This window comes from Nitrosomonas eutropha (genome assembly GCF_900116685.1).
In the GTDB taxonomy this organism is placed as follows: Bacteria; Pseudomonadota; Gammaproteobacteria; order Burkholderiales; family Nitrosomonadaceae; genus Nitrosomonas; species Nitrosomonas eutropha_A.
Map to the genome: position 1 here is coordinate 450,690 of NZ_FPBL01000001.1, position 26,931 is coordinate 477,620.

23 protein-coding genes and 1 pseudogene are annotated in these 26,931 nt (G+C 51.2%); 17 read left to right on the forward strand and 7 right to left on the reverse strand.

What is annotated here, in order from left to right; genetic code table 11:
* Positions 1-56 precede the first annotated feature (56 nt).
* A protein-coding gene (locus BM331_RS11380; protein WP_371265317.1) for an IS5 family transposase occupies positions 57-829 on the forward strand; the annotation gives its coding sequence in 2 pieces (ribosomal slippage) (positions 57-312 and positions 312-829; 774 coding nt in all).
* A 346-nt stretch (positions 830-1,175) separates the two neighbouring features.
* On the opposite strand, the pseudogene BM331_RS11780 reads toward BM331_RS11380, so the two are convergent.
* Both BM331_RS11780 and nadB read right to left on the reverse strand, forming a co-directional pair.
* Positions 1,176-1,397 (reverse strand): annotated as a pseudogene (locus BM331_RS11780) (type II toxin-antitoxin system HigB family toxin); the annotation flags it as partial.
* Between the two features lie 31 nt (positions 1,398-1,428).
* Entirely contained in the window at positions 1,429-3,012 is a 1,584-nt protein-coding gene (gene nadB / locus BM331_RS02275; RefSeq protein WP_074926629.1) for an L-aspartate oxidase, read from the reverse strand.
* A gap of 249 nt (positions 3,013-3,261) precedes the next feature.
* Between nadB and BM331_RS02280 the strand changes: the two genes are divergently transcribed.
* From BM331_RS02280 to BM331_RS02320, 9 genes are all read left to right on the forward strand, one after another.
* Entirely contained in the window at positions 3,262-4,182 is a 921-nt protein-coding gene (locus tag BM331_RS02280; RefSeq protein ID WP_074926631.1) for a branched-chain amino acid transaminase, read from the forward strand.
* Positions 4,183-4,206: 24 nt separating this feature from the next.
* Positions 4,207-4,419: a zinc-finger domain-containing protein gene (locus tag BM331_RS02285; protein ID WP_074926632.1), complete on the forward strand. Its 213-nt coding sequence runs from the start codon at positions 4,207-4,209 to the stop codon at positions 4,417-4,419.
* Positions 4,420-4,481: 62 nt separating this feature from the next.
* On the forward strand, positions 4,482-5,858 hold the full coding sequence (locus BM331_RS02290; RefSeq protein ID WP_074926634.1) for a phosphomannomutase/phosphoglucomutase: 1,377 nt from the start codon (positions 4,482-4,484) through the stop codon (positions 5,856-5,858).
* A gap of 36 nt (positions 5,859-5,894) precedes the next feature.
* Positions 5,895-7,502 carry an NAD+ synthase gene (locus BM331_RS02295; protein WP_074926635.1) on the forward strand — a complete coding sequence of 536 codons (1,608 nt, stop codon included), beginning with the start codon at positions 5,895-5,897 and terminating at the stop codon, positions 7,500-7,502.
* Positions 7,499-9,166, forward strand: coding sequence for a M48 family metalloprotease (locus BM331_RS02300; protein WP_371265318.1), 1,668 nt, complete (start codon positions 7,499-7,501; stop codon positions 9,164-9,166). Before BM331_RS02295 ends, BM331_RS02300 begins: the two co-directional genes overlap by 4 nt.
* A gap of 77 nt (positions 9,167-9,243) precedes the next feature.
* Positions 9,244-10,389, forward strand: coding sequence for an efflux RND transporter periplasmic adaptor subunit (locus BM331_RS02305; RefSeq protein WP_074926637.1), 1,146 nt, complete (start codon positions 9,244-9,246; stop codon positions 10,387-10,389).
* Positions 10,390-10,399: 10 nt separating this feature from the next.
* Positions 10,400-11,167: an ABC transporter ATP-binding protein gene (locus tag BM331_RS02310; protein ID WP_074926638.1), complete on the forward strand. Its 768-nt coding sequence runs from the start codon at positions 10,400-10,402 to the stop codon at positions 11,165-11,167.
* Positions 11,164-12,387: an ABC transporter permease gene (locus BM331_RS02315; protein ID WP_074926640.1), complete on the forward strand. Its 1,224-nt coding sequence runs from the start codon at positions 11,164-11,166 to the stop codon at positions 12,385-12,387. The genes BM331_RS02310 and BM331_RS02315 overlap by 4 nt, the downstream gene beginning before the upstream one ends.
* Before the next feature lie 182 nt (positions 12,388-12,569).
* Entirely contained in the window at positions 12,570-13,250 is a 681-nt protein-coding gene (locus tag BM331_RS02320; RefSeq protein ID WP_074926641.1) for an SRPBCC family protein, read from the forward strand.
* Between the two features lie 497 nt (positions 13,251-13,747).
* Here BM331_RS02320 and BM331_RS02325 read toward each other — a convergent pair whose 3' ends face one another.
* The 3 genes from BM331_RS02325 to BM331_RS02335 form a co-directional block, all read right to left on the reverse strand.
* Positions 13,748-14,920, reverse strand: a complete 1,173-nt coding sequence (locus tag BM331_RS02325) for an alpha/beta hydrolase family protein (RefSeq protein ID WP_218154533.1) — start codon at positions 14,918-14,920, stop codon at positions 13,748-13,750.
* Between the two features lie 37 nt (positions 14,921-14,957).
* On the reverse strand, positions 14,958-15,731 hold the full coding sequence (locus tag BM331_RS02330) for a glucose 1-dehydrogenase (RefSeq protein WP_074926643.1): 774 nt from the start codon (positions 15,729-15,731) through the stop codon (positions 14,958-14,960).
* Positions 15,732-15,870: 139 nt separating this feature from the next.
* Complete coding sequence (locus tag BM331_RS02335) at positions 15,871-16,221, reverse strand: hypothetical protein (RefSeq protein WP_074926644.1); 351 nt, start codon at positions 16,219-16,221, stop codon at positions 15,871-15,873.
* A gap of 537 nt (positions 16,222-16,758) precedes the next feature.
* On the opposite strand from BM331_RS02335, the gene BM331_RS02345 reads away from it, so the two are divergent.
* From BM331_RS02345 to mnhG, 6 genes are read left to right on the forward strand one after another with little or no spacing between them, the layout of a single operon-like run.
* Positions 16,759-19,677, forward strand: coding sequence for a monovalent cation/H+ antiporter subunit A (locus BM331_RS02345; protein WP_074926647.1), 2,919 nt, complete (start codon positions 16,759-16,761; stop codon positions 19,675-19,677).
* A complete protein-coding gene (locus tag BM331_RS02350) occupies positions 19,677-20,021 on the forward strand; it encodes a Na+/H+ antiporter subunit C (protein ID WP_074926649.1) in 345 nt (114 codons plus the stop codon). Before BM331_RS02345 ends, BM331_RS02350 begins: the two co-directional genes overlap by 1 nt.
* Positions 20,018-21,667 carry a monovalent cation/H+ antiporter subunit D gene (locus BM331_RS02355; RefSeq protein WP_074926650.1) on the forward strand — a complete coding sequence of 550 codons (1,650 nt, stop codon included), beginning with the start codon at positions 20,018-20,020 and terminating at the stop codon, positions 21,665-21,667. Before BM331_RS02350 ends, BM331_RS02355 begins: the two co-directional genes overlap by 4 nt.
* The gene (locus tag BM331_RS02360; protein ID WP_074926652.1) at positions 21,664-22,149 is read left to right on the forward strand and encodes a Na+/H+ antiporter subunit E; all 486 of its coding nucleotides are present in this window, start codon (positions 21,664-21,666) and stop codon (positions 22,147-22,149) included. Before BM331_RS02355 ends, BM331_RS02360 begins: the two co-directional genes overlap by 4 nt.
* Entirely contained in the window at positions 22,146-22,427 is a 282-nt protein-coding gene (locus BM331_RS02365; protein WP_074926654.1) for a K+/H+ antiporter subunit F, read from the forward strand. The genes BM331_RS02360 and BM331_RS02365 overlap by 4 nt, the downstream gene beginning before the upstream one ends.
* On the forward strand, positions 22,424-22,849 hold the full coding sequence (gene mnhG, locus BM331_RS02370) for a monovalent cation/H(+) antiporter subunit G (RefSeq protein ID WP_074926655.1): 426 nt from the start codon (positions 22,424-22,426) through the stop codon (positions 22,847-22,849). The genes BM331_RS02365 and mnhG overlap by 4 nt, the downstream gene beginning before the upstream one ends.
* Positions 22,850-22,877: 28 nt before the next feature.
* Here the strand turns inward: mnhG and BM331_RS02375 are convergent, their stop codons facing one another.
* Positions 22,878-25,382 (reverse strand): ABC transporter permease, encoded by a 2,505-nt coding sequence (locus BM331_RS02375; protein ID WP_074926657.1) that lies wholly within the window; start codon positions 25,380-25,382, stop codon positions 22,878-22,880.
* 123 nt (positions 25,383-25,505) lie between these two features.
* Positions 25,506-26,222: an ABC transporter ATP-binding protein gene (locus BM331_RS02380; RefSeq protein WP_177217820.1), complete on the reverse strand. Its 717-nt coding sequence runs from the start codon at positions 26,220-26,222 to the stop codon at positions 25,506-25,508.
* Here BM331_RS02380 and BM331_RS02385 point away from each other — a divergent pair.
* Positions 26,221-26,916 carry an arylesterase gene (locus tag BM331_RS02385; RefSeq protein WP_256214782.1) on the forward strand — a complete coding sequence of 232 codons (696 nt, stop codon included), beginning with the start codon at positions 26,221-26,223 and terminating at the stop codon, positions 26,914-26,916. The two genes, BM331_RS02380 and BM331_RS02385, sit on opposite strands and share 2 nt — an antisense overlap.
* Positions 26,917-26,931: the final 15 nt, after the last annotated feature.

A 26,931-nucleotide genomic window follows, 5' to 3' on the forward strand; every position in this document is an offset into this window, starting at 1 on the left:
AGCTAGCGATGTAAGAACCTGTTTACAATCTGTTTCTCACCCCTGATAATAAATAGGTGAAGAGACCAAAATACGCCAGCGACATCAGCCGAGAGAAGTTTGCCGAGATAGAGCCATTACTGCGCAGTGTACGCTGCCGCACCAAGCCTGCGACAGTGGATCTGTACGAGGTGTTTTGCGCGGTGTTGTATCTGCTGCGCACTGGCTGTCAATGGAGATACCTGCCCGACAAGTTTCCCAAGTGGCAGAGCGTATATGCCTATTGGCGCAAATGGAGCGAGCCCGACCAGAATGGCGTCAGCCTGTTGGAGCGGCCCGAGAGAAGTTGGGGCGCAACGCTTGTAGCACGTTCCTGATCGTGGACGCGCAGAGCGTGAAGAACATGGACACGGCGGGCCAGAAGGGCTATGACGCAGGCAAGAAGGTATCAGGCATCAAGCGTCATATCGCGGTAGATACCCAGGGTTTGCTACATACTATTGCGGTAACCACTGCGGAAGTGACCGATCGCAAAGGAGCTTTGCAGGCTCTCAAGCGCTGCAAACCGAACTTGAAGCAAGTCCAAAGTCTGCTGTGTGATAGCGGCTACATCGGTCAGCCTTTTGCCCAGGACGTCAAGGACATCCTGGACGAGCACGTGACAGTGCAGATTGCCAAGCGTAGTGAATTGCACACGTTCAAGGTTATCCCCAAGCGCTGGATCGTCGAGCGCAGCTTTGCCTGGCTGGAGAAGAACCGACGGCTGTGGAAAAACTGCGAGCGCAAACTTAACACCAGCTTGCAGTTTATTCATCTGGCCTTCATGGCACTGATACTCAGAAGATCATAAACAGGCTCTTAGGATGTCGGAAATGCGGCCCTGTGGAGCACAGTCCGCAAGGTCTTCCTGCTTCAGCCCGTGCTGCTGCTCTATCAGGAAGCGTAACACTTCCTTTGGCTCAACCTTGGGAATCGGGTAATGCTCATCCTCATAGGCCGCCACTTGATCGGCAAGGTAGTCGAGAACATCAGATTCTCATCGTCTCCAATCTCATCCAGGAGGGCTTCGATAGTTATCCGTGCTTGGGCATAATCCTCCTCAGTGCGAACCGAGGTCACGCCGACCGCTTCCTTGAACAGCGGCCAAACCCGAAGAATTGCTTGCGGTTCGGGCGCCACTTTGTGGGTATGGGCCATCAGTTTCTCCTTGTCTGCTTCCATTCATCCCGATCGTACTCTTCGTGGGTGAGCACGGCGCGGATGTAGACCTTGTGCCGGTTGTAGTGGATCGAGGCGATCAACCGGTACTTGTTGCCGCCGATGTTGAACACCGTAAGCCCATCCACATAGTCGGCGCTGGCGAACGTTCCGCGCAAATCGTTGAAGTCGGCGAACATCTCCGCCCTCATGGTCCGATACCAAGCTTCGAGTCACTTCTCATTTTCGTCGCTATCGTGACAAGATCGTATCAGTGGCTCGTGGCAAGGCTTCCGAATAGTCCTGGCTGTAGTGCAATCCGCGACTTTCATGCCGCAGCATGGCGCTGCGAACGATTAGGTCTGAAGTACACACGAGATTACGCAGTTCAAGCAAATCGCTGGTTACCCGGAAATTGGAATAGTATTCATCAATTTCCCCGCTCAGCAGTCTGATGCGGTGTTGCGCCCGCTGCAATCGCTTGTTGGTGCGCACGATACCGACATAATTCCACATGAAACGGCGCAATTCATCCCAGTTATGGGAGATGACGACTTCTTCATCCGCATCCGTTACACGGCTTTCATCCCAGTCAGGCAATGGCAAATCCGGCGCGGGCGATCGGGCAAGGATATCTTCAACCGCTGAAAGACCGGTTACCAGGCATTCCAGCAAGGAGTTACTGGCCAGCCGGTTGGCACCATGCAGTCCAGTATGCGCAGTTTCACCAATCGCGTACAGATTGTCGAGATCCGTTCTTCCACGCTGATCGATCACGATACCGCCACAGGTATAGTGCGCTGCGGGAACCACCGGAATGGGTTCACGTGTAATGTCGATGCCCAGCTCCAGGCAACGCTTATAGATTGTCGGAAAATGCTGCACCAGAAAATCGGCGGGCTGGTGCGATATATCCAGAAACACGCAATCCAGTCCGCGTTTTTTCATTTCAAAATCGATTGCGCGCGCCACGATATCACGCGGAGCAAGTTCAGCCCGTTCATCATGCTTGAGCATGAAACGCTCGCCATCAGGTAATTTCAGCACTCCGCCCTCACCTCTCACTGCTTCAGTGATCAAAAAGGATTTTGCATGCGGGTGATACAGACAGGTGGGATGAAACTGGACAAACTCCATGTTGGCAACCCGGCAACCTGCACGCCACCCCATGGCAATGCCATCCCCGGTTGCCACATCCGGATTGGTAGTGTACAGATAGACCTTGCCTGCCCCGCCAGTGGCCAGAATTGTATTCTGTGCCGCTATCGTGCGTACTTTCCCGGCATGAATATCAAGCACGTAAGCGCCATAACAGCGGTTACTACCTCGGGCATGAGGCAGTTTTTCGCTGGTGATCAGATCCACTGCAATATGGTGTTCCAGCACGGTAATGTTCGGGTGCTGAGCTGCCTGCCTGGTGAGTGTGAGCTGTACTACCTTGCCGGTCGCATCATCAGAATGGATGATACGGCGGACACTATGACCGCCTTCACGTGTCAGGTGATAACCGGTTTCATTGTGATCATCGCGCGTAAAATTAACCCCTCGTTCGATCAGCCACCTGACCGCTCGCGGGCCGTTTTCTACAATATGACGGGTCATGGCTTCGTTACACAGCCCCGCGCCGGCAATCAGCGTATCGTTGATATGTGCTTCCAGCGAGTCTTCCATCGACAGTACAGCTGCAATTCCCCCTTGCGCCCAGGCACTGGAGCTGTTGTACAGCGTTCGCTTGGTAATCAGTGCGACCTTTTGGGTTTCTGCCAGATTCAGAGCAAGTGTCAACCCGGCCAGGCCGCTACCGATAATCAGTGCATCGAAACGAGGTGATTGCATGGATAGTGATAATTACTCAGAAATAATTGAAGGTGAAAATACTTCCTGAAATTACCACATTTTTTACCATGATTTCGAATCCATCAAACTGTGCTGGCGTTCCCGTCAGCAAAAATACGCTAGAATACAAATAAAGGTTTCAGGGAAAGCTTAACCGGTCAAAATTCCGGCAGATTCAAAAAAAACAATGACCCGACGTCGGTACTTTCCGTCGTCCAATTTACAGATCTAATACAGGAGAGTTTCAGCATGTCGATGGCGGACCGTGACGGGGTTATCTGGTATGACGGAAAACTGGTTCCGTGGCGCAACGCCACGACACATGTGCTCACCCATACCCTGCATTATGGAATGGGAGTATTCGAAGGATTGCGCGCCTACCAGACACCCCGGGGAACAGCTATTTTCCGCTTGCCCGAGCATACAGAACGCCTGTTTAATTCGGCACATGTTTTCAGAATGAAAATCCCTTTTGATCAAGCCACGCTGACACAGGCGCAACTGGATGTTGTTCGACAAAACGGGCTGGTTTCCGGCTATATTCGCCCGATCGTCTTTTATGGTTCGGAAGCTATGGGGTTGTCTGCCAAAAACCTGTCTGTCCATATTGCAATCGCTGCCTGGTCATGGGGAACCTATCTGGGTGACGATGCACTGGAAAACGGTATCCGCGTGAAGACATCCTCGTTCACCCGGCATCACGTCAATATCAATATGTGTCGTGCCAAATCAGTATCTACCTATACCAATTCAATTCTGGCGCATCAGGAAGTGGCGCAGGATGGCTATCAGGAAGCCCTGTTGCTGGATGTAGATGGTTATGTCGCAGAAGGGTCTGGTGAAAATATTTTTATCATCAAGAAAGGTAGGATTTATACGCCTGATCTGACATCCTGCCTGGAAGGTATCACGCGCGCGACGGTCATTCAGTTGGCAGAGGAAGCCGGCATGGAAGTGGTTCAGAAGCGGATTACGCGCGATGAAGTCTATTGTGCAGATGAAGCATTCTTTACCGGCACGGCGGCAGAAATTACACCGATTCGTGAACTGGATTGCCGCATGATCGGTAATGGCAAACGCGGCCCGATTACCGAGCAGTTGCAAACCTCATTTTTTGATTGTGTCAACGGCAAATCAGATAAACATGCCGATTGGCTGCATTACGTTTAATTGTTAAACCAGACGGAATTCCCTATGAGCACTCCTGCTACAGTCACCTACCCACAAGCAATTGAAATCCATCCGGATGATTTACCACTGTACTGCCCCAACCCGGCTATGGATACAAAAAGCTGGCATCCACGTGTTTTTCTCGAAATAGAAGCAACTGGTAAAGCCATGTGTCCTTACTGCGGTACACGCTACACCCTGATCGGCACGCCGGATCCGGATCATCATCACGCATAACACGGCAAAAGACCGGCTTTCCAATCATTCATCATTTACCGGAATCAAGGAATCATCACTGCATGAGCACACTTCCACGCGAAATCTTCAAGGCTTACGACATACGCGGCATCGTAGAAACCGCACTGACTCCGGAAGTAGTGGAACAGATCGGCCATGCCATTGGCTCCGAGGCACGCACACGTCAGCTGACAGCCGTTGCAGTGGGTCGCGATGGCCGTCTATCCGGCCCCAAACTGGTGCAAGCCCTGACGAACGGTATCCGTAAAAGTGGAATTGATGTCATTGATGTTGGTATGGTCGCCACCCCGGTGCTGTATTACGCTGCGCACGAACTCTGTAATTATTCGGGGGTAATGGTGACCGGTAGCCACAACCCGCCAGAATATAACGGTCTCAAGATCGTGCTGGGAGGTGAAACGCTGGCAGCCGAGACCATTCAATCATTACGGTTGCGTATTGAGCAAAATAACCTGACGCATGGACAAGGTGGCTATCGCCAGCACGACATCGTTCCCGCTTATTTGCAACGCATCGTGGAGGATGTCAAGCTGGCGCGGCCAATCAAAATTGTGGTGGACAGCGGCAATGGCGTAACTGGTATTCTGGCGCCGGAACTGTATCGTCGCCTGGGCTGTGAAGTGATCGAGCTGTTTTGTGAAGTGGATGGTACTTTCCCGAATCATCATCCTGATCCTTCAGTACCGGAGAATTTGCAGGATGTCATCCGCACACTTGCTACTACCGATGCTGAAATCGGTTTTGCCTTTGATGGCGATGGTGACCGACTGGGCGTTGTCACCAAGGATGGAAGCATCATTTTCCCGGATCGTCAGCTCATGCTGTTTGCAGCCGATGTGCTATCCAGAAACCCTGGCAGCCAAATCATTTACGATGTTAAATGCACTCGCACATTGGCACCATGGATCACGCAACACGGTGGCAAACCTGTTATGTGGAAAACGGGGCACTCCTTCATCAAAGCCAAGTTAAAGGAAACCGGTGCACTGCTGGCAGGCGAGATGAGTGGTCATATCTTCTTCAAGGAACGCTGGTACGGATTCGACGATGGTCTGTACGCAGGGGCGCGTCTGCTGGAACTGTTGAGCAAACAAGCCGACCCGGATGCAGTGTTGCACGCCCTGCCTGACACAATCAACACCCCGGAGTTGCAAATCAGGCTCAAGGAAGGAGAAAACCACGCTTTAATTGCGCAGCTCCAGCAAGAGGCCGATTTTCCCGAGGCTGATCAGGTGATTACGATTGACGGCCTGCGGGTAGAATACAAAGATGGATTTGGCCTGATCCGGGCGTCCAATACCACCCCGGTCGCGGTGCTGCGTTTTGAAGCAGATAACCAGGATGCGCTGAAACGTATTCAGCAAGATTTTCGCCGAATCATTCTGCAAGCCAGACCGGATGCAAATCTGCCTTTCTGACCGGATCTTAACTGCCGGCCCGCATATCCTCCCACAGTGAAAATCGCACTTGCTCAGATCAACTGCACGGCAGGTGATCTGAACGGTAACTCACTCAAAATACTGCACGCCTGCCAGCAGGCCCGGGAAGCCGGCGCCGAGCTGATCATCACCCCTGAAATGGCGCTATGTGGCCACCTACCGGAAGACTGGTTGCTGCGCCCAGCGTTTGTACAAGCCTGCCATCAGACTTTGATGGATCTGGCCACGCAGATACATGACGTAACATTGGTAATCGGGCATCCACACCGCATGGACGGTAATCTGCTCAATGCTGTTTCTGTTATTCGGGATGGCCGCCTGCTTATCACTTATGGTAAAAATCATTTGTTCACCAATCTGCTGCTGGATGAACGCCGTTATTTCACTCCTGGCAACCGGCCTTGTACGTTTGAGTGTAGCGGTACACTTTTCGGATTGACCACTTTTTCTGATTACCAGCATCCGGCACACTTGCAGGCTTTGCGTTCTGCTGGCGCGCAGGTTTTACTGACGCTGGATGCATCACCTTATACTATTGATGGCCAGACCGAACGCTATCGGGCGCTGCGTGAAGGTATTACTCAGACCGGCCTGCCAACTGTTTACATCAATCCGGTCGGCGGGCAGGACGAACTGGTTTTCGATGGTGCTTCATTCGCGATGGATCACAGTGGCCAACTCGTTTGCCAGTTGGCAGCTTTCCAGGAAACACTCGGCCTGATTGAACTTCATAATCATCAACTGATGCCCGGACAATGTTCTCCGCTGCCGGATCGGATCGAAGGCGTATACTCGGCACTATGTCTAGGCTTGTACGATTTTATTAAAAAAAACAGAATCTCCGGGGTAGTGATTGGCCTGTCAGGTGGTATTGATTCAGCGCTGGTACTGGCGATTGCGGTGGATGCACTTGGAGCAGATCGAGTCAACAGCGTGATGATGCCCTCCCCTTATACAGCCGACATCAGCCTGCAAGATGCACAAATCATGGCAGGCAACCTGAACGTGCATTACACCAAGATATCTATTACCGGGCTGTTTGAGCAATTCAGACAAACATTACACACTGAATTGCAAACCTGGCCGACTACCGGCCCCCAAACCACCCTGGAAAATCTGCAGGCCCGTATCCGTGGAACCTTGCTGATGGCATTAGCCAATCAATCCGGAAAACTGGTACTGACAACGAGTAACAAATCTGAAACTGCGGTGGGCTACAGTACACTATACGGTGATATGGCTGGTGGGTTTTCGATCCTCAAGGATGTCAGTAAAACACTGGTTTACCAGCTTTGCCACTACCGCAACGGAATTTCACCCATTATCCCGGAGCGCATCCTGCAGCGCCCGCCCTCGGCTGAACTGCGCCCCGATCAAACCGATCAGGACAACCTCCCGCCGTATGCCGTACTGGATGCCATCATTACAGCCCATGTGGAAAACAACCTGTCATCCACAGAAATTATTGCTATGAATTATCCGGAGGAAACCGTCCGGCAAGTGCTGCGCATGATCCACTCCTGCGAGTACAAACGCAGACAGGCAGCTCCCGGCATCCGCATTACCCGACGTGATTTTGGCCGATCCTGGCGCTTCCCGATCACGTCTGGTTTCTGGCAATGATCATCCCCAGTAATATGCTGCTGTTCCTCAATTCAACAGTTGTTGCGCGATTTCGTCTACAACAGGTGTTATCGTACTGGTGGCTGGAATCACGGCCTGCTGTAATACAGGAGCAGGAACTCGGTCTGTCAGCGTTCGTCAAACACAGCATGAAATTTCACTACCTTATCATCATCGTGCCCTTGCTATTTCCAGCCCATATTTTTGGACAGGAGCTGCCTGATCTGGGGGATGTCTCGCAAGCTACGGTAACATCTCATCAGGAGCGGCAAATCGGGATGCAGATCATGCGTGAAATCCGCGCTGATGCCAGTTATCTGGATGATCCTGAAATCACTGACTATCTTGCCAGATTGGGCTATCGGCTGATTGCTGCTGCCGGCCAGACAAATTCAGATAATCCATTTGAATTTTTTGCCATTGATGATTCCTCAATCAATGCTTTTGCACTTCCCGGTGGATTCGTAGGATTTCATAGCGGCCTAATCACCGCTGCACAAAATGAATCCGAGCTGGCAGGCGTCATGGCACATGAAATTGCACACGTCACCCAAAAACACCTGGCCAGAATGCTCTCCGGAAGCTCATATCTGGGCATCATTGGTTCGATCGCAGCGCTGGCCATTGCGATTCTTGCTTCACGCTCCAATCCCCAGGCAGGCCAGGCGGTGCTGGCCACCGCCCAAGCCAGCGCGATTCAATCCCAACTGAACTTCACTCGCAAACACGAAAAGGAGGCAGACCGTGTCGGGTTCGGCATGCTTGTCAAGGCAGGATTCGATCCACACGGCATGTCATCCTTCTTTGAGCGCATGCAACACGCCAGTCGCTACTATGAAAATGGAATTCCTTCGTACCTTATGACTCACCCGGTTACCCATGAGCGTATCGCTGACATTCAGAATCGCACCCGGGAGCTGGGCTACCGGCAAGTTCCGGACAGCCTGGAATTTCATCTGGTGCGCGCCAAAATCCGCGCCTCTCGGGGTAACCCGGCTTCAATTGTCAGTGAATTCAAGGCACGTCTGCAGGATAAACGCTATATTAATGAAATTGCTGAGCGCTACGGCCTGATTCAAGCGCTATTGCGCGCCAAGCAGTTCAAACAGGCAGACGAGGAGTTAAATACACTTTACCGGACTATCCAATCCGATTCTTCTGCGCAGCCCCTAAGAAATCACCGCCTTGGAAAATCCATTCAGGTGGAGGGCGATTATCTGCAATCGGCTGCCATGATTGAAACACTTGCTGCACGCGTTAAGCTTGCTGACGGGCAAATCGACGATGCATTCAGACTGTACCAGGCTGCGTTACAATCTTTTCCGCATTATCGTGCGCTTGTTTATGATTATGCTGATGCACTACTGGAACACAAAGATGCACAGACCGCGCTGAATTTCATCGATGGACAATCTCGCTTTATTCATGATGATATCCGGCTTTACCGGCTGACGGCACAATGTCATGCTGCACTGGGAAACGCCCTGCTGCAACACCAGGCTGAAGCTGAAGCACTGATCCGCGAGGGAAATCTCCGGGCAGCAATTGAACAACTCCAGGTTGCGCTACGCCATAAGCATGATAATTTTTACCAGCTCTCCAGCGTAGAGGCCCGTCTGCGCCAAATCAAGGAATTCGTGGCTGCTGAAGAGAAAAACAAATAAATACCTTTCAATGGTTTTCATCTTCTGCTAAAACTCAGCCACCTGATACTTCTCATACGATAAAGATATTGCCCCCTATGTTTAACTCACGCGGAAAAATCATCTTTTCCCTGATCATCCTGTTAGCTGCCGCACTCTATGGATACTTCTCACTCCGGGATGAATCCGGCAAAGTGCACTACAAAACACATACTGTTGATCACGGAGATATTGCACGCACGATTTCCGCCAATGGCACACTCACCCCACTGGAACTGGTTGATGTCGGCACACAGATTTCCGGCAGAGTGATCCAGCTGTTTGTAGATTTCAATGATCTGGTGAAAACCGGCCAAATCCTGGCAAAACTGGATCCCGCATTGCTTGATGCACAACTGCAACAATCCGAGGCTAACCTGAAAAGTGCACAGACTGCATTATCCGTAGCCACTAATAAAGCCAGGCGCAGCCGTGATCTGGTTGAAAGAGGTTTTATCTCCAGAGAAGCGATGGATGAAACAAAAGAACTGCTCGATTCAGCGCGGGCACAGGTTGTCGTCAGTCAGGCGCAGATTGCCCGTGACCGTACCAATCTGGATTACAGCATCATCCGTTCACCTGTTTCCGGTGTTGTCATTGCCCGTAACGTCAACATTGGGCAAACCGTTGCTGCTAACTTCCAGACACCTATCCTGTTCCAGATTGCGCGTGACCTGAAACAGATGCAAATTGAAATCAGCGTAGTGGAAGCGGACATTGGCCAGATTCATGATGGTCAGACCATGGTATTCACGGTGGATGCCTTCCAGGACCGTGAATTTTCTGCTGTGGTTAAACAGATACGGCTCAATCCCACCATCCAGGAAAATGTAGTGACTTACAGCGTTATTGCGACAGTCATCAATGAAGATGGCAGCCTGCTGCCCGGCATGACCGCCAATGTACGTTTTATTGTCAATGAGAAATCCGGCGTGCTGCGTGTATCCAATGCTGCCTTGCGTTATAAGCCCAGTCAGAAGGAACTTGCCAAGCCCACTGAAACACAGCCTGGCCAGCGGTTGCTCTACCGGCTGGAAAACAACCGGCCAGTACCGGTCAAAGTGACAACAGGCATTACAGATGGCAGCTTCACTGAAATTCTTTCAGATGAGCTCAACGTAAATGACGAACTGATCACCGAGGAAATTGATAGCAGCAAACAGGATAAATCGGGCGGCAGCAACTTCAAGTTCAGAATATTCTGATGAATCAACAATGATGTTTGCAGATAATTCCCGTGGCCGTGCGGGTGGCCCTTTGATAGAGGTGGAAGAGCTCTCCAAGACTTACTATCTGGGCAATCCCGCCGATTCTGCCCTTAGCCTGCAAGTGCTGTTTGATATCAACCTGACAATACGGCAAGGGGAGTTTGTGGCGATCATGGGGCATTCCGGCTCCGGAAAATCCACCTTGATGAACATACTCGGTTGCCTGGATACCCCCACTAGCGGCCATTACCGACTGGCGGGACGTGATGTATCAGCACTTTCTGGTAACCAGCTGGCCAGCGTCCGCAACCAACTGATCGGCTTTGTTTTTCAGGGATTCAATCTGCTCAGGCGCATGACCGCACTGGATAACGTGGCCATCCCGTTACTGTACGCCGGACGCAGCCGTGCTGAAAGTCGCGAGCGAGCAATGTCATTGCTGCAGCAAACCGGGCTTGGCAATTTTGTCACACACCAGCCCAACCAGCTTTCCGGGGGGCAACAACAGCGTGTTGCCATTAGCCGTGCACTAGTTAACCAGCCACAACTTATCCTCGCTGACGAACCTACCGGCAATCTGGATACACAAACCAGCTACGAAATCATGCAACTATTTGATCGTCTCAATCGTGAAGAAGGCATGACCATCATTATTGTTACCCATGAAGAGGATATCGCTGCCTGGACACAACGTCTGATCCGGCTCAAGGACGGACGCATCATTGAGGATCGTCCAATGGAAAAACTCGCCACCTCCCCCACTTCCTCATCATGAATTTACTGACCATCATCGGTGAAGCCATGCGGGCACTGCAGACCAACCGCCTGCGCACCGCCCTCACCATGCTTGGCATGATCATCGGCGTGGCAGCAGTAGTGCTTATGCTTGCCGTAGGACAAGGTGCACAAACCAGCATCAACAGCGCCATCGCCTCAATGGGTAGCCATTTGCTGATCATCATGCCGGGTGCGACTTCTTCCGGTGGCGTACGCTGGGGCATTGGTAGTGTTAAAACGCTGACAGTACAGGATGCGCAAGCCATTGCAGAATTACCCATGATCGATGCAACCGCCCCGGTCATTTCGGGCGCAGCACAACTCAACTACAGTGCAAACAACTGGAGCACCATCTTGACAGGTGTTACGCCAGATTATTTCTCCGTAAACAACTGGGAAATTGCCAGCGGTACCATCTTTTCAGAAGGAGATTTACGCTCCGGCGCACGTATGGCTGTTCTGGGACATATCACCGCAACCAGCCTGTTTGGTGATGAAGATCCGGTGGGAAAAATCATCCGGATTACCAATCGGCCATTCACGGTTGTTGGTGTACTGGCTGCTAAAGGCCAAAGTTTGTCGGGGCGCGATCAGGACGATAATGTGCTTATTCCGCTCACCACTGCGCAGCGACAGATTATTGGTAACCAGTTTCCCGGTTCCATCAATTTTATGATGGTTCGTGCCAAATCGGAGAACGACATGGAAGCTGCCGAAGCAGAGATCACACATCTGCTCCGGCAGCGCCACCGCATCAGCAACCATATGGAAAATGATTTTACTGTTCGTAACCTGACCGCACTGGCTTCTGTGGCCAGCAACACCGCTAAGATCATGGGCTGGATGCTGGGTGCAATTGCATCCGTCTCGCTACTGGTAGGCGGGATCGGCATCATGAATATCATGCTGGTCTCTGTTACAGAACGCACTCGTGAAATCGGAATACGCATGGCAATCGGGGCCAATCAGCGCATGATCCTTACCCAATTTCTGCTGGAATCACTGATGATCTGTACTCTGGGTGGACTGACCGGTATCGCCCTGGGAATTGGCGGCGCGTGGCTCGCCAGCCAGATTGCCGGGATTGACATTGTCATTACATCCGGGACAATTGCTCTGGCCTTCTCATTTGCCTCCATCACCGGTATTTTCTTCGGTCTCTACCCCGCCCGAAAAGCTGCTGCACTCAAACCTGTGGAAGCCCTGCGTCACGAATAATCCTGGATTCCCCCAAGTGGCGGCACGTAGCACCCCATTCGCTTGAACAACTTGTCATGTTTTTCGAGCACGTTAACCCAAGTTTAACTTGACCAAAATACTTAGGACGTGACCAGGATATGTAATAGAGATAGAATTTTTGTCGAAGGTGAAATCGTGATCTCATTTTTAACTGGAATTCTATGCATTCTGTTGCCGCTTCCACCATTATCTTTGCCGCTATTACTGTGGTCGCAACCGGAACGGCCGGATTGGTGTTGGCAGCTTCAGTAGAGGAGGCAGATAAGGTGAGCAGCCTGGGGTCAGATTGGACGGAGGTTTATCACAAGCACGGCCTTGTCGTTTTTACGAAGAACGAAGTAGAGGGATACCGAGTAATCGCGATTTCCGAGATGGAGGCTCCACCCGAAGCTGTTTTCAATGTTCTCATTGACTTCGAGCATTACCCCGAGTTCATACCCTATGTGAAAGAATCGCAAGTGCTCAGCCGCGCCAGCAATAACGAGATGGTTACTTATGCACGTATCGCGCCACCGTTTATTGATGAGCGTGACTATCCGCTCAAAGTCAGGCTAACGTACGGATCGACAGCAAACAACAGTACTTTCAAGGTTGAGTGGTCCACCTTGCCCGAGGCGAGGCCTGAGATCGAAGGCGTGGTACGTATCAGGCTTAATGAGGGTTCATGGCTGGCAGCACCCCTGGATGGCGGCAAACACACGCACCTCACTTATACATTGCTTACCAATCCAGGCGGGTTCATCCCGGATTTCGTGTTCAACTTTTCGAATACCATCGCAATACCCGAACTTTTCGAGGCAATTAAGAAACGTGTCGTTACGGCAATAGTCAGCAAAAACTGAATACTGCAATTGTCGCACTCCACATGGTTGGTTATACCTTCTGGTAATGATCGGCGTTGATACTACTGGATTGCCCCATGCTTTCAATGTTTGCAAAGATGACGATTAATAATTTGTCTTTGTATACAAAGCCCTATCTTCCTATGCTTGAACCTTCGTCTGGAATAGGCGTATTTTAGTCGAGGATGAGAAGGAATAGAGACCGAATCCGTCTTTGGCCATTGAGGCTGTGTGTAGTGGTCAAGTAATTTCAGACACTGTGATAGGTTGTTTTACTGCAGTGTGTAATTCGTAATCTACAGAACTGCTGGTTAAGTGGGTTTGGTGCCACTGGGTAGTTGTATTTGTTGTCGGTCGTCATCCGAGCGCAACTGGCGGTTCTCCGCCTCTTGACCCCTGACCAGGTGAACAACATCCAATTTAAATTGAGTATCAAACCTCCTGTGTGCTTTCAACGCTTGAATCCAGCGGCACTCCGACAGGGGTGTTCGGTCCGTTCAGATCCCGCCATCCACTGAACAGACTGGCATCTCTTCCCCGTCGAGATACGCAAGAAATTGCTGCGCTACAGACTGACTCTGGCTCAAGGCATCGCGGTGGCTACCATTGGATATCGCGTGGTAAAAAGCTGTCTTGCCCGCTTTGCAGAGCTTTTGATAATAGGCTCGAGTGCCGTGTGAGTTAATCAGCTTATCTGCCGTGCCTTGGATGAGCATCACGGGCACCGTCGGTGACATGTTTTCAATAGACTGGTGTGCGAGATAGCCCAGTAAGGGCTTAACATCTGCGTTTTTCCTAAACACGCTGCTCGGACTTTTGGTGATTTCCTGGCGCAGCTCCGATAAACAGCGACTGCGTGCAAAATTCAGCAACGGCTGCATATCTGCACTGACAAGCTTGCCCACATCAAGCGATGGAGCCGCTGCCTCAGCGCCCAGCAAAACGATCGGCAAGAAGGCCGTTATACCAGGATCCAGACGAGGGTGCGCCAATACGTATTCTGCAATGTCGGCATACTGATAACCGCCAGGTGCTAGGGCGATAGCACCACGCAGATGCATTTCGGGCATGTCAATCTGACCATGGGCGGCCACCTCCAGTGCGGCTGCGCCACCTTGGCTGTGCCCCATAACTACCCAATCCGGACTGATAGCGCTTGGGCGTAGCCAATGCAACGCACGCACCGCATCAACTACGGTGTGTAATTGGCTAGCCGCGTTCATGTAAGGATGACCGCCGGGTGTTCCCAACCCCTGGTAATCTGGGGCGATCACCGCGTAGCCCTGGGCCAGCCACCAGTCCAGCACTGGGAGAACAATTTGATGATAGCTATCCTCCGGGCCACCTGGATAGATGGCCGATGGTGCACAGATATCGGCGACCCCGGTCGTGCCGTGGGCCCATGCCAACACTGGCCAACCGCTGTTAGGTGGCTCGCCCTTCGGTAGCAACACGTAGCCAGACGCCACAATCGGCTCGCCAGCAACGCCACGGCTGCGGTAGGTAATCAGATAACGCTGCCCGGCATACGCGAGTGCCGCCTCCAGGGGCTGGGTTTGTACCGATAACAAAGAACCGGGCGTGGTAGCAACAACCACCTCCATGCTCCCGGCACGGTTTGTGTTAGTGCCCATGACACACGCACCCAGCATGCCAGCAGCAAGTAACATCGCTATGATCTTGAGAAGACGACAAACGTACGTAAAATTAATCAAGAGTCTGTACTCCTCCGCCGTTCACGAACAGCGTCTGACCACTCACCCAAGAAGAGATCGGGGCCGCAAAATAAAGTACTGCACCAGCAATATCCTCGGGTTCACCGAGCCGCTTGATGGGTGTGTGTGCGAGCATGCGTTTCTCGATTTCTGGCGTCAGTACTGTCTTCAATGCTGCGGTGCGGGTGGCACCTGGGCCAACCGCGTTGATGCGTACGATAGGACCATAATCGAAGGCAAGGTTGGCACCCATGTGATTGAGAGCGGCCTTGGAAGCAGCATAGCCACTCATCGCCGGGCTCTTATTGATGGATGACATGGACGTTATGTTAATGATCGAGCCATAGCCATCTTTAGTCATATGTGGTGCGACCAACTGTGCCAACCGCCAGGCAGCAAACACATTGAGCTGAAAATCGCGGGCGAACACTTCAACCGTGATGTCTTGTGGTGATTCGCGTCCAGCCCCTCCACCACCGGCATTGTTGACCAAAATGTTGATACGGTTAAACGCTTCCAGCGTTGCGTCCACCGCTGCGACCAATTGTGTATCTTCGAGGATATTACAGGCCACGCCGCGTACGTCACCACCCGTGGCGACAGCGGTTTCCTGTGCCGTTTCTCGCGCCACCTTTTCATTCAGATCGGCAATCATCACGCTCGCACCAGCGCGGGCTAAGGCTTGCACACAGGCTCGACCGATTCCTGCAGCACCACCAGTAACGATAGCTGTCTTACCGGTTAAATCCCATAATGATTGATTCATAATGATTACCCTTTCTGAATTAGCAGAAAACCCAACCTACTCTCTCACGTCACCCACAAAAACCAGCCTCTTGACTGCCTAACCTCCCGAGTTCAACCACCGCCGCAGGTGATCAACTGCGACGAACAGTGAGCATGCTTTAGAAAATCATCACGTGGTCAACAAGATACTTGCCGTCTTGTTGGACTAAAACCATCTCTGCCACAAAATCGCCGGGTTGTTTGCTAAAACCCTGTTTCCAGACGACGGCTACTGATTCAGGGCGCCGAAAGATAGCAACAAATTCTCGCTTAGTGAAGAAACCCTTTGTGCTTTGATAGTCTTGGCATATCCACTCCAGTCGTTCTTTTGATAGGACGCTTTTCAAGCGGCCTGTAAAGTCCCTAACGTGTCTTTCATAGTCGATTGCCGTTGAAGCATCCATTAAATTATCCATAATCGGATCGGCAATCGAAAGGATTTCAGCGTCTGATTTCTTGGCTAGTTTCATGCAGGCTTCTCCTGAGGTGATCGGTGCAAAGACCGCGTAGCGGGGTTTGTGTCCGGTTGACTGAATTATTAGGCAGCACTCTGGCTACCCTCACTCAAATGTAGCAGCGGGAAAGGCACTCCTTGAGAATCAGTTGGTGAGCGGCCAGATGTACAAATCCATTGGATAAACAAAATACTACTGCACGCGGATTCTACTCATTTACATCTACTTGTAGTTCACCTTTCAATTTTGTGCCTCAGCATTGATACTTTCTGCATAAACTGGCCAGATAAAAATAAAACTGAATCGGGAAGTTATTTTTAATCTGGCAAGTGTTATCAGATTATCACCAGTATAATTTCCGGAAACTTGTGGCCATCGCGGTGCCTCTATCTGCGATACTGCTAACAATTTCCAGCATATCTGATGTTTGTTCCCCAGTTGCCGCATACAGTTGTCTTATTAGATACCGATCAACGAGCCATCCGGTAACTGGTCATCATATTTAATTCTGCCGGCATTCCCGGCAGTACCATTTACATTGTTTACCTGAAAATGAACAGCGAGAATCTCCTTCTTCTCCTGATACTGTTGCCATTTGCTGGAAGCGCTCTGGCAGCCCTGTTACCAGCCAATGCCCGCAATACAGAAGCATGGTTGTCAGGGTGCATAACGATCACCGCATTTGCAATTGTTGTCTACCTTTATCCATCTATTTCAGCGGGAGAAATACTCCGTAACGAAATCGAATGGCTGCCCGGATCGGATTTGAATTTCACACTCAGGATGGATGGTTTCGCCTGGATGTTTTCAATACTGGTTACCGGTATCGGTTTTCTCGTAGTGCTCTACGCACGCTATTACATGTCCCCCGAGGATCCGGTGCCGCGTTTTTTCTCCTTTTTGCTGGCTTTTGCGGGTGCCATGCAAGGGATCGTCATCTCAGGTAACCTGATCCTGCTGGCGATCTTCTGGGAACTCACCAGCATTTTTTCATTTTTGCTGATTGGTTACTGGCATCACAATACAGCAGCGCGTGACGGTGCACGCATGTCACTAATCGTCACCGGAACCGGCGGGCTTTGTCTGCTTGCCGGGTTAGTTCTCCTTGGTTACATCACCGACAGTTACGATCTCGATCATGTACTGGCTGCGGGCAACACCATCCGGGAACATGAACTCTATGTCCCCGTGCTGGTGCTTATTCTGCTGGGCGCGCTGACCAAAAGTGCACAGTTTCCATTCCATTTTTGGCTGCCTAATGCAATGGCCGCACCCACGCCGGTATCGGCCTACCTGCATTCGGCAACCATGGTAAAAGCCGGTGTATTTCTGCTGACTCGGCTATGGCCGGTACTATCCGGCACGGATGAATGGTTTTTATTGCTCGGATTAGCCGGTATGAGTTCGTTACTGCTCAGTGCTTACTTCGCTATTTTCCAGCAAGACCTCAAAGGATTGCTGGCCTATTCGACCATCAGCCATCTTGGCTTGATTACGACCTTGCTGAGCTTTGGCAGTCCGCTGGCTGCAGTGGCGGCGATTTTTCACATGCTGAACCATGCTACATTCAAAGCCTCTCTGTTCATGGCCGCCGGTATCATCGACCATGAAGCGGGAACACGCGACATGCGCAAACTCAGCGGGCTCTTCAGCTTTATGCCGATTACCGCCACGCTTGCCATGGTAGCCAGCGCAGCCATGGCAGGCGTACCGCTTCTCAACGGCTTTTTATCAAAAGAAATGTTTTTTTCTGAAACACTCGGGCAACACTCCGGTTCTGTACTGGATAGCGTATTACCTTATGCCGCCACGCTTGCCGGTGCCTTTTCAGTAACCTACTCCATACGTTTTATTCATACCGTCTTTTTCGGACCCAAACCTCTGGGGCTTCCCCGAGAACCTCACGAACCTCCTCACTGGATGCGACGGCCAATCGAATTTCTGGTACTGGCCTGTCTCATCATCGGTATTGTCCCTGGTATAACCATTGGCCCTTATCTGCATACCGCTGTAACTTCGGTATTGCGCGAATACACACCACTCTACAGCCTTGCCGTGTGGCATGGGATTAACACACCTCTGATCATGAGTATGACAGCACTCATTGGCGGTGCATTGCTCTATCTGATGCTGCAGAATTATCTCGCCCAAAGCGAGGATGGACCGCCTGGTATACGGCAACTCAAGGGCCAGCGAATTTTTGAGCGATCACTGGTTACGCTCTCCTGGCGTTGGGCACGCTGGATGGAGGACACATTCGGCACACAACGTTTGCAGCCACAGTTGTTTCTGGTCATTTTCATCGCGTTGATCGCGGGGTGCTGGCCATTTCTCGGAACAGATCCTGCTTTCAACCTGGAATCGACCACCGGAATGGATCCCGCCTTTGCTGTGCTCTGGGGGATTGGCATCGCTTGTGCACTTGGAGCTGCGTATCAGGCTAAATATCACCGGCTGGCTGCACTGATCCTGATGGGAGGGGCGGGTCTTGTCACCTGTATCACCTTTGTCTGGTTTTCCGCACCTGATCTGGCGGTTACTCAACTGCTGGTTGAAATCGTTACCACTGTGCTGATCCTGCTTGGCCTGCGCTGGCTGCCAAAAAGGATGGAACAAATTGATGACGCCACGACACTGATTGCACGCACACGCCGGCTGCGTGATTTCGTGCTTGCCGTCAGCTGCGGAGGGGGAATGACACTGATTGCCTATACAATAATGACCAACGCTGAGCTGCCGGAAACCATTGCCGGATTCTTCCTGGAACGGGCCTATTCGGAAGGCGGCGGCAGCAATGTTGTTAACGTTATCCTGGTTGATTTCCGTGGTTTTGATACGTTTGGAGAAATCACAGTACTGGGTATTGTGGCACTGACCGTTTATGCGCTGCTGAGGCGCTTTCGCCCCGCACCGGACAGTATTGAAATTCCGGAGCAGCAGCGTATACAAAATGACTTTGATGACCGCCATCCCAATCGTAAGGTTGGGGAAACAGTGCATGATTACCTGATGGTGCCCGCCGTTCTCATGCAGTGGATGTTTCCGTTCATTATTCTGCTGGCTGTCTATTTCTTTCTGCGTGGTCATGATCTGCCAGGAGGTGGATTCGCCGCCGGCATTACCTTGGCAATCGGCTTATTACTGCAATATCTTGCCAGTGACACCCGCTGGGTGGAAGATCGCTTGCGTATCTTGCCAGTTCGTTGGATTGGCCTTGGCCTGTTGCTGGCAGCATTAACTGGAATGGGATCCTGGCTATTTGGATTCCCGTTCCTGACCTCTCATTCCACTTACCTGGAGATACCGCTGATCGGCAAAATACCTGTAGCTACCGCATTATTCTTTGATCTTGGTGTCCTCTTGCTGGTGGTCGGCGCAACCGCTCTGATGTTGATCGCTATCGCACACCAGTCGATCCGCAGCCACCGCGCACGTGCCATTGAATCTGCCAAAACCCAGGAGGACGACTGATGGAGCTGATTCTGTCGCTTGGTATCGGAATACTGGTTGGATCAGGTGTTTGGCTACTGCTACGCCCCCGTACTTATCAGATCATTATCGGACTGGGATTACTCTCTTATGCGGTCAATCTGTTTATCTTCAGTGTCGGCCGACTGGTAATGGACAGGCCACCCGTTACACAGGCCGGTGTCCGGGTTGATCCGGCTGCCTTCGCCGATCCGGTGCCTCAAGCACTGATATTGACAGCGATTGTCATTGGCTTTGCCACAACAGCGCTGTTTCTGGTTATTCTGCTGGCCGCGCGCGGTTTGACAGGTACCGATCATGTAGATGGCGAGGAACCGGACCGATGAAATTGTCTCCGGAACATCTTGTTATTGCCCCCATTCTGATTCCACTCATCGCTGGTGCACTACAACTTTTCCTGGATGATCGCGGACGCAAGCTGAAAGCTTCCCTATCCATTCTGTCAACGGTTGCTCTGCTGGCAGTCTCGGTTCTGTTGCTGCGTTTGACTCATACAGATAATGAAGCAACTGGAGGCAGAATTGCTGTCTATCTGCTCGGTAACTGGCCACCCCCATTCGCTATCAATCTGGTGCTGGATCGCTTATCCGCTATGATGCTGGTTTTGACAGCCACACTCGCCCTGTCCGCCTTGATATTTTCACTGGGACGCTGGCACAAGGCCGGAGTACATTTCCATACGTTGTTTCTGTTGCTGCTGATGGGATTGAATGGTGCGTTCCTGACTGGAGATCTATTCAATCTATTTGTATTTTTTGAAGTCATGCTGGCTGCTTCCTACGGGCTGGTATTGCATGGATCGGGCTTACTCCGGATAAAAGCAGGGTTACACTACATTGCCATCAATCTTGTCGCTTCACTACTGTTCCTGGTCGGAGTAGCCCTGATTTATGGTGTTACCGGCACGCTTAATATGGCTGATCTTGCCATACGTATCTCGCAGATCAGTGAAGCAAACCACATGATGCTGGAATCCGGAGCGGCCATTCTGAGTGTGGCTTTTCTGATCAAGGCTGGCATGTGGCCCTTGAGTTTCTGGTTGCCGGCTACCTATGCCGCAGCGCCAGCACCCTCCGCCGCTATCTTTGCCATCATGAGTAAAGTTGGCATCTACGTATTGTTACGCCTGGCGCTGCTTTTCTTTGGAAATGATCCCGATTTTCCGGATAGTCCAGGCGCACAGATACTGCTATACGGCGGCCTGGCAACCATTGGCTTCGGGACTGTCGGCGTCCTCGCTTCACAGACTTTGGGACGGTTTGCTGGTTTTTCGGTACTGATCTCATCCGGTACACTGCTGACAAGCATAGGCCTGGTGCAAACCGAAGTGACCGCCGGTGCCCTGTTTTATCTTGTAAGCTCCACGCTGGCAATCAGTGCACTATTCATGCTCATCGAGCTGGTTGAAAGGGGACAAAATATGGCAGCCAGCGTGCTGGCCGTTACCATGGAGGCTTTCGGTTATCAGGATGAAGAAATGGAAGATGAAGAAATCGTAGGCGTAGCCATCCCCCGAACGATTGCTGTGCTTGGCACCTGCTTTGCAGCTTGTGCCATTTTATTAATTGGCCTGCCACCCCTTTCGGGCTTTGTTGCTAAATTTGTCATCCTTTCCGCGCTATTCAGTCCTGATATAACAAGCCAGATGGATATTATCCCGGCAACGTCCTGGTGGTTCATGGCACTGTTGATTCTTTCCGGGCTGGCTACGCTGATTGCCATGAGTCGTTCCGGTATTCACACCTTCTGGGTACTTCCAGTCGATACCATGCTGCCACGAGTACTATTTATCGAAATCCTGCCAATTGCCGCCTTGCTGTGCGCAACACTGGTATTGACGATACAGGCGGGGCCAGTGATGCGCTTCATGGAAGCAACAGCAACCAGCCTGCATACGCCGCAACCTTATATTGAAGGTGTGATGAATGCGCCCCGTGCTGCGCCGCCACAATCGATAGAGGTGGCAGAATGAGTAAGCTCTTTCCTTATCCGCTGCTTGTTGTTTCGCTGGTTGTCACCTGGCTGCTACTGGCCGGTTTCTCACTCAATCAATTTTTACTTGGCTCAATCACCGCCATTGTTGCAGCCTGGGGATTCGCGGCTTTGGGCCCAGCAAAACCACGACTCAGGCGCTGGGATCTGTTACTTAAACTATTTGCAATCGTGTTTTACGATATTGTACGTTCCAATATTGCCGTCGCCAGCATTATTCTGCATGGCGGCAAACGGATTGGAAAATCGAATTTCATGGCTATTCCGCTTGATTTACGCGATCCCACTGGGCTAGCTTGTCTGGCTATCATCATCACGAGCACCCCCGGTACAGCCTGGATCGACTACAACTCGGCGCGCAGCGTGCTGATACTGCATATCTTTGATCTGGTTGATGAAGACGCCTGGTTGAATTTGATCAAAAATCGCTATGAATACTTGCTACGGGAGATATTTGAATGAGCGCCGCTATCCTTTCTTGGGCTGTCACCATCGCACAGATCGCGCTGGCAATTGCCATGGCGCTGGCACTGGTTCGCATGATCAAGGGGCCACGCGCCCAGGATCGTGTACTGGGGCTGGATGCACTTTACGGCAATGCGATGCTACTGATGCTTGTTTTTGGCATACGCACCGGAAATTCACTGTACTTCGAAACTTCACTGATTATCGGGGCGCTGGGTTTTGTGGCAACCGTGGCGCTTGCTAAATTCCTGATGCGTGGGGAGGTCATCGAATGAATCAGGCTGCTGATTTACCCATATGGGCCGCATTACTCATCGCTCTCTTTCTGCTCATTGGCGCCGGATTAACGCTGATTGGTTCTTTCGGGCTCTATCGTTTACGCAGTTTCTATGATCGTATTCATGCACCGACACTGGGAACCAGCTGGGGGACAGCCGGTATCATTACCGCTTCAATTATCTATTTCAGTGTAATGGAATCACGGCTTGTGCTGCACCAATTGCTGATCGGCGCATTTGTTATCGTCACCACACCAGTAACACTTATATTATTGAGCCGTGCCGCACTGTATCGTGATCGTGCAAAAAATGACCCTGGTGTCCCCCCCTTGGATCCGCCTAACAATACATCTGAAATCTCAAATCCAGAGAAGGAACCAACACCCACCCACAACAATACGCATACCGGGGAAGTGTAATCTTGGTTCCCCCCGATAAATAACTGCTTTACTTCCTCAGTACCTGTAACGGCGGTTGGGATAAGGTTACACGTGTTCCGATCAAGCCAAACGCTGTTACGCCGATCACGCTGACCAGTATGCCGATTACCCCAATCCATGGACTGGGTGAATAAGTAATGTGTAGTGCGTATTTGCCAATCAGATAGCCAAGTACGCTTGCCCCTGCTGCCGCAAAAGAACCTGCCAATGCCCCGAGTACTGCAAATTCCACCGCCCACGCACGTGCAAGCTGCTGTTTTTTTGCTCCGAGTGTGCGAAAAATTGCGGCTTCATAAATTCTCTCATCCTGAGTCGAGGCAATCGCAGCGTACATCACAGCAAATCCCGCCAGCAACGTAAACAGAAAGACAAATTCGATCGCGTGTGTCACTTGCCCAATCATACTTTGCACACGTTCGATCACGCTTGCCACATCAATAACCAGAAAATTAGGAAAAATACGGGTCAGCTCCTGCATGATATGAATCTTGTCAGGTGGTAAGTAAAAACTGGTGATATAACTAGCAGGGTAATTGTCGAGTAACCCGGGGCGAACCACTGCAAAGAAATTTACATGGAACGTATCCCAGTCCACCGTACGCAAACTCGTAATCGTTGCCGAAAAACTCCCTCCCCCCGTATAAAAACTCAGACGATCTCCCAGTTTGAGGCCAAGTGTTTCAGCAAACCCTTCCTCCATCGACAGCTCATGTTCGGAAGAGACAGCTTCCTCGCGCCACCAATGTCCGGCCACAATTTCATTGTCCGCTTGCAGCGTATCTGTCCAGGATAAATTAAATTCACGATTAATCAGCTGCTTCGCCCGTGGATCAGGATAATCTTCGAGACTTACCGCCCGATCATTGATCTTCAACAGCCGACCGCGCACCATCGGAAAAACTTTTGGTCGCGGGATAGCGTACCCATCGAAAAATACCATCAGCTTCTCCTGCTGATCCGGCTGAACATTAACCAGAAACCGATTAGGCGCATTCTCCGGCAGACGCGCTTGCCAGTCCTGAAGCAGATCATTGCGGGTCAAAGTCAATGTCAGCAATGCCATTAACCCCAGCCCCAGCGCAGTCGCCTGTACCAGACTGGGAATGGCCCGCCTGCGGATATTGGCCAGCCCATAGCTCCACGGGCCGGAGCCAGGTGAACGTGTCAGCAGAAACAGCCTGATCAGTAGCCAGCCGAACAGGCCAAAGAAGATGACCGCCAGCAAAAAACCCAGCATGATCATTATTCCCAGCTTGAATGACCCGGCTTTCCATATAAATAATATGGATAGTATGCCTACCCCAAATCCATAGCCAGCCAGGCTGTGCATATTGACTAATTCCAGATCCCTCCGGATCACCCGCAACGCAGGCACTTGCCGCAAATTTAGAAGAGGTGGCAAGGCAAAACCCAAGAGCAGCACCATACCGGTCAACATTCCCTGAATAGCGGGCAGCGAGCTTGGCAAGGGCAATGTCACCCCAATCAGCTCCTCCAGCCAGTACGACAAAAACTCCTGGGTAAGCACGGCAAGTACACACCCTGATAGGCTCGCAACCAAACCCAACACAATGAAGTAGTACGAATACAGGCGCAGCAGATCCGATTCGGTTGCACCCAGGCAGCGCATGACCGCGCAACCATCCAGATGGCGTTGAATAAAACGACGAATAGCCAGTGCAATAGCAGCCGCTGCCACTACCACGCTGGCCAGGGCTGCCAGATTCAGAAATTTGCCAGCGCGATCAAGTGCTGAACGGATTTCCGGGCGTGCTTCCTGAATACTCACTACGCGCTCACCTGGAGACAATCTGTCTTTGATCCAGTATCTGAATTCTTTTACCTGCGGCTCCTCTCCTGCCACCAGAAGCTGATAACTAATCCGACTGCCAGGCTGGATTAACCGGGTAGCAGCCAGATCTTTCTCATTCATCAGCAATCTGGGATTCATACTGACAAAACCGACAGAATGATCCGGCTCGCTTTCTACTATGGACACAACCGTTAATTCGGCAGCGCCTACCTCAACCTTGTCGCCCAGGGTCACCTTTAATGCATCTATCACCTTCTCACCCACCCAGACTGTTCCAGGCTTAGGAATTCCCTGGGCAATCCTGACGGATTGAGCAACATTTTCTTCCGTTGGCGGGTTAGTCAGCTTCAACTCTCCCCGCAATGGATAACCAGGTGCGACTGCCTTGATACTCGTCAAAAGACTGTTGTCACCAAAACTGACCATACTGGGAAATTTAGCCAGATGAGTAGTCCTCAACCCGATCTGATTTGCGTGCTCGGCATAAGAGGGCGGCACCGGATTATCGGAAGTTATCAGCAGATCCCCACCCAATAACTGATTGCTTTCCAGCACCAGTGCTTTTTGCACCCGATCTGAAAAGAAACTGACGGTTGCTACACTACTCACCGCTATAACGAGCGCAAGCGTAAGAATATACAACTCTCCCGCCCGCCAATCCCGCAGCAGCATGCGTAGAGAAAGCCTGATCATATTCATTTCAGGATGACCTTGGACAGATGATTCGAAACAAGAATGACTGGAAACCAGGAAGGCCGATTCATATCAGAGCACTTCTAAAAATCAGTCTTTCAGGAAAATCTAGGGGATGTGTGGTGCCCATCAATCAACAGCCCGGCCGGCAACCAGCTCGATAACCCGGGAGCACCGGGCAGAAAGGCTTTTATCATGCGTCACCAGAACAAGTGTGGTTCCCTGCTCTCGATTAATCTGGAACATCAGATCAATAATCTGGGCTCCGGTTGTCGCGTCCAGATTGCCGGTTGGCTCATCAGCAAACAACATTTTAGGATGTGTGACAAAAGCCCGTGCAATCGCCACACGCTGTTGCTCCCCCCCAGAAAGCTGCCTGGGGTAATGCCTAACCCTTTTTTCTAACCCTACCCGTGCCAACCAGTTATGTGCAACATCACGGGCATTGTCAGCACCTGACAGCTCCAGCGGCAGCATGACATTTTCAAGCGCGGTCAGTGACGGCAGCAACTGGAATGACTGAAACATAAACCCCAGTAGCCTGCCACGCAAACTGGCGCGTTCATCCTCATCCAGCTTAAAAATATCTTCTCCATCCAGAAAAACAGTACCACGGGTCGGCACATCCAGCCCTGCCAGCAAACCCAGCAAGGTCGATTTTCCCGAGCCGGAAGCGCCAACCACAGCAATTGATTCTCCCGCGCTGACTTGTAGATTAATATCCTGCAAAATAGTCAGCCGCTCTCCCCCTGTTTCCACTTCTCTGGTTAAATTGCTGGCCTGTATGATAGGCTGATCATTACCATTTACGGGAATCAATTGTTCAACAGTCAATTTTCTTGCCATGAAAAAACTATTGTTTGTCATATTATGTTTATTCGGTACCTTCCCATTCAATTCAGCCTGGTCGGGAACAGACACCAAAATCATGGTGCTGGGAGACAGCCTATCCGCAGGATACGGGCTGCCACCGGAATCCGGATGGGTGAATCTACTGGAACGGCGATTACAAAGCCAGCCCGCTAATTACAAGGTGATAAACGCCAGTATCAGTGGAGAAATTACCTTAGGCGGGCGCAAACGGATAGAGCAAGCACTTAAAAACAACGAACCGGATATCGTCATCGTTGCACTGGGAGCAAATGACGGTTTGCAAGGCCGTTCAATCTCATCCATTTACGAAAATCTGGAAGCAATTATCCTGATCTGCAAACAACACAACGTCACCCCGTTCCTGATCAGCATGCAATTACCGCCCAATTATGGCATAAGTTATACACAAAAGTTTCGTGATATCTACCCGCGTTTGGCAAAGGATCAGCAATTACAACTGGCTCCATTCCTGATGGAAGGTTTTGGTGATCAAACTGGATTCTTTCAGGCAGACGGCATACATCCCACTGCCCAGGCTCAGGAAAAAATGCTTGATAATATTTGGCCTGCACTGGTTTCCGTGTTGAAGTTACGACAAACACAGGCACCTGCCACTAACAAAAACCCGAGTGATGAAATTGATACAACCACCGGATTGCTACAATAAATTTGTATGGGTGTA

Excerpts from the sequence above, each read along its gene's own strand:
- BM331_RS02305 (WP_074926637.1), top strand. The coding sequence starts at position 9,244 with ATGTTTAACTCACGCGGAAAAATCATCTTTTCCCTGATCATCCTGTTA.
- mnhG (WP_074926655.1), top strand. The coding sequence starts at position 22,424 with ATGAATCAGGCTGCTGATTTACCCATATGGGCCGCATTACTCATCGCT.
- BM331_RS02325 (WP_218154533.1), bottom strand. The coding sequence starts at position 14,920 with ATGTTACTTGCTGCTGGCATGCTGGGTGCGTGTGTCATGGGCACTAAC.
- BM331_RS02280 (WP_074926631.1), top strand. The coding sequence starts at position 3,262 with ATGTCGATGGCGGACCGTGACGGGGTTATCTGGTATGACGGAAAACTG.
- BM331_RS02310 (WP_074926638.1), top strand. The coding sequence starts at position 10,400 with ATGATGTTTGCAGATAATTCCCGTGGCCGTGCGGGTGGCCCTTTGATA.
- BM331_RS02375 (WP_074926657.1), bottom strand. The coding sequence starts at position 25,382 with ATGAATATGATCAGGCTTTCTCTACGCATGCTGCTGCGGGATTGGCGG.
- BM331_RS02385 (WP_256214782.1), top strand. The coding sequence starts at position 26,221 with ATGAAAAAACTATTGTTTGTCATATTATGTTTATTCGGTACCTTCCCA.
- BM331_RS02345 (WP_074926647.1), top strand. The coding sequence starts at position 16,759 with ATGAACAGCGAGAATCTCCTTCTTCTCCTGATACTGTTGCCATTTGCT.
- BM331_RS02350 (WP_074926649.1), top strand. The coding sequence starts at position 19,677 with ATGGAGCTGATTCTGTCGCTTGGTATCGGAATACTGGTTGGATCAGGT.
- BM331_RS02330 (WP_074926643.1), bottom strand. The coding sequence starts at position 15,731 with ATGAATCAATCATTATGGGATTTAACCGGTAAGACAGCTATCGTTACT.
- BM331_RS02360 (WP_074926652.1), top strand. The coding sequence starts at position 21,664 with ATGAGTAAGCTCTTTCCTTATCCGCTGCTTGTTGTTTCGCTGGTTGTC.
- BM331_RS02300 (WP_371265318.1), top strand. The coding sequence starts at position 7,499 with ATGATCATCCCCAGTAATATGCTGCTGTTCCTCAATTCAACAGTTGTT.
- BM331_RS02320 (WP_074926641.1), top strand. The coding sequence starts at position 12,570 with ATGCATTCTGTTGCCGCTTCCACCATTATCTTTGCCGCTATTACTGTG.
- BM331_RS02355 (WP_074926650.1), top strand. The coding sequence starts at position 20,018 with ATGAAATTGTCTCCGGAACATCTTGTTATTGCCCCCATTCTGATTCCA.
- BM331_RS02290 (WP_074926634.1), top strand. The coding sequence starts at position 4,482 with ATGAGCACACTTCCACGCGAAATCTTCAAGGCTTACGACATACGCGGC.
- BM331_RS02380 (WP_177217820.1), bottom strand. The coding sequence starts at position 26,222 with ATGGCAAGAAAATTGACTGTTGAACAATTGATTCCCGTAAATGGTAAT.
- BM331_RS02285 (WP_074926632.1), top strand. The coding sequence starts at position 4,207 with ATGAGCACTCCTGCTACAGTCACCTACCCACAAGCAATTGAAATCCAT.
- BM331_RS02335 (WP_074926644.1), bottom strand. The coding sequence starts at position 16,221 with ATGAAACTAGCCAAGAAATCAGACGCTGAAATCCTTTCGATTGCCGAT.
- BM331_RS02365 (WP_074926654.1), top strand. The coding sequence starts at position 22,146 with ATGAGCGCCGCTATCCTTTCTTGGGCTGTCACCATCGCACAGATCGCG.
- nadB (WP_074926629.1), bottom strand. The coding sequence starts at position 3,012 with ATGCAATCACCTCGTTTCGATGCACTGATTATCGGTAGCGGCCTGGCC.
- BM331_RS02315 (WP_074926640.1), top strand. The coding sequence starts at position 11,164 with ATGAATTTACTGACCATCATCGGTGAAGCCATGCGGGCACTGCAGACC.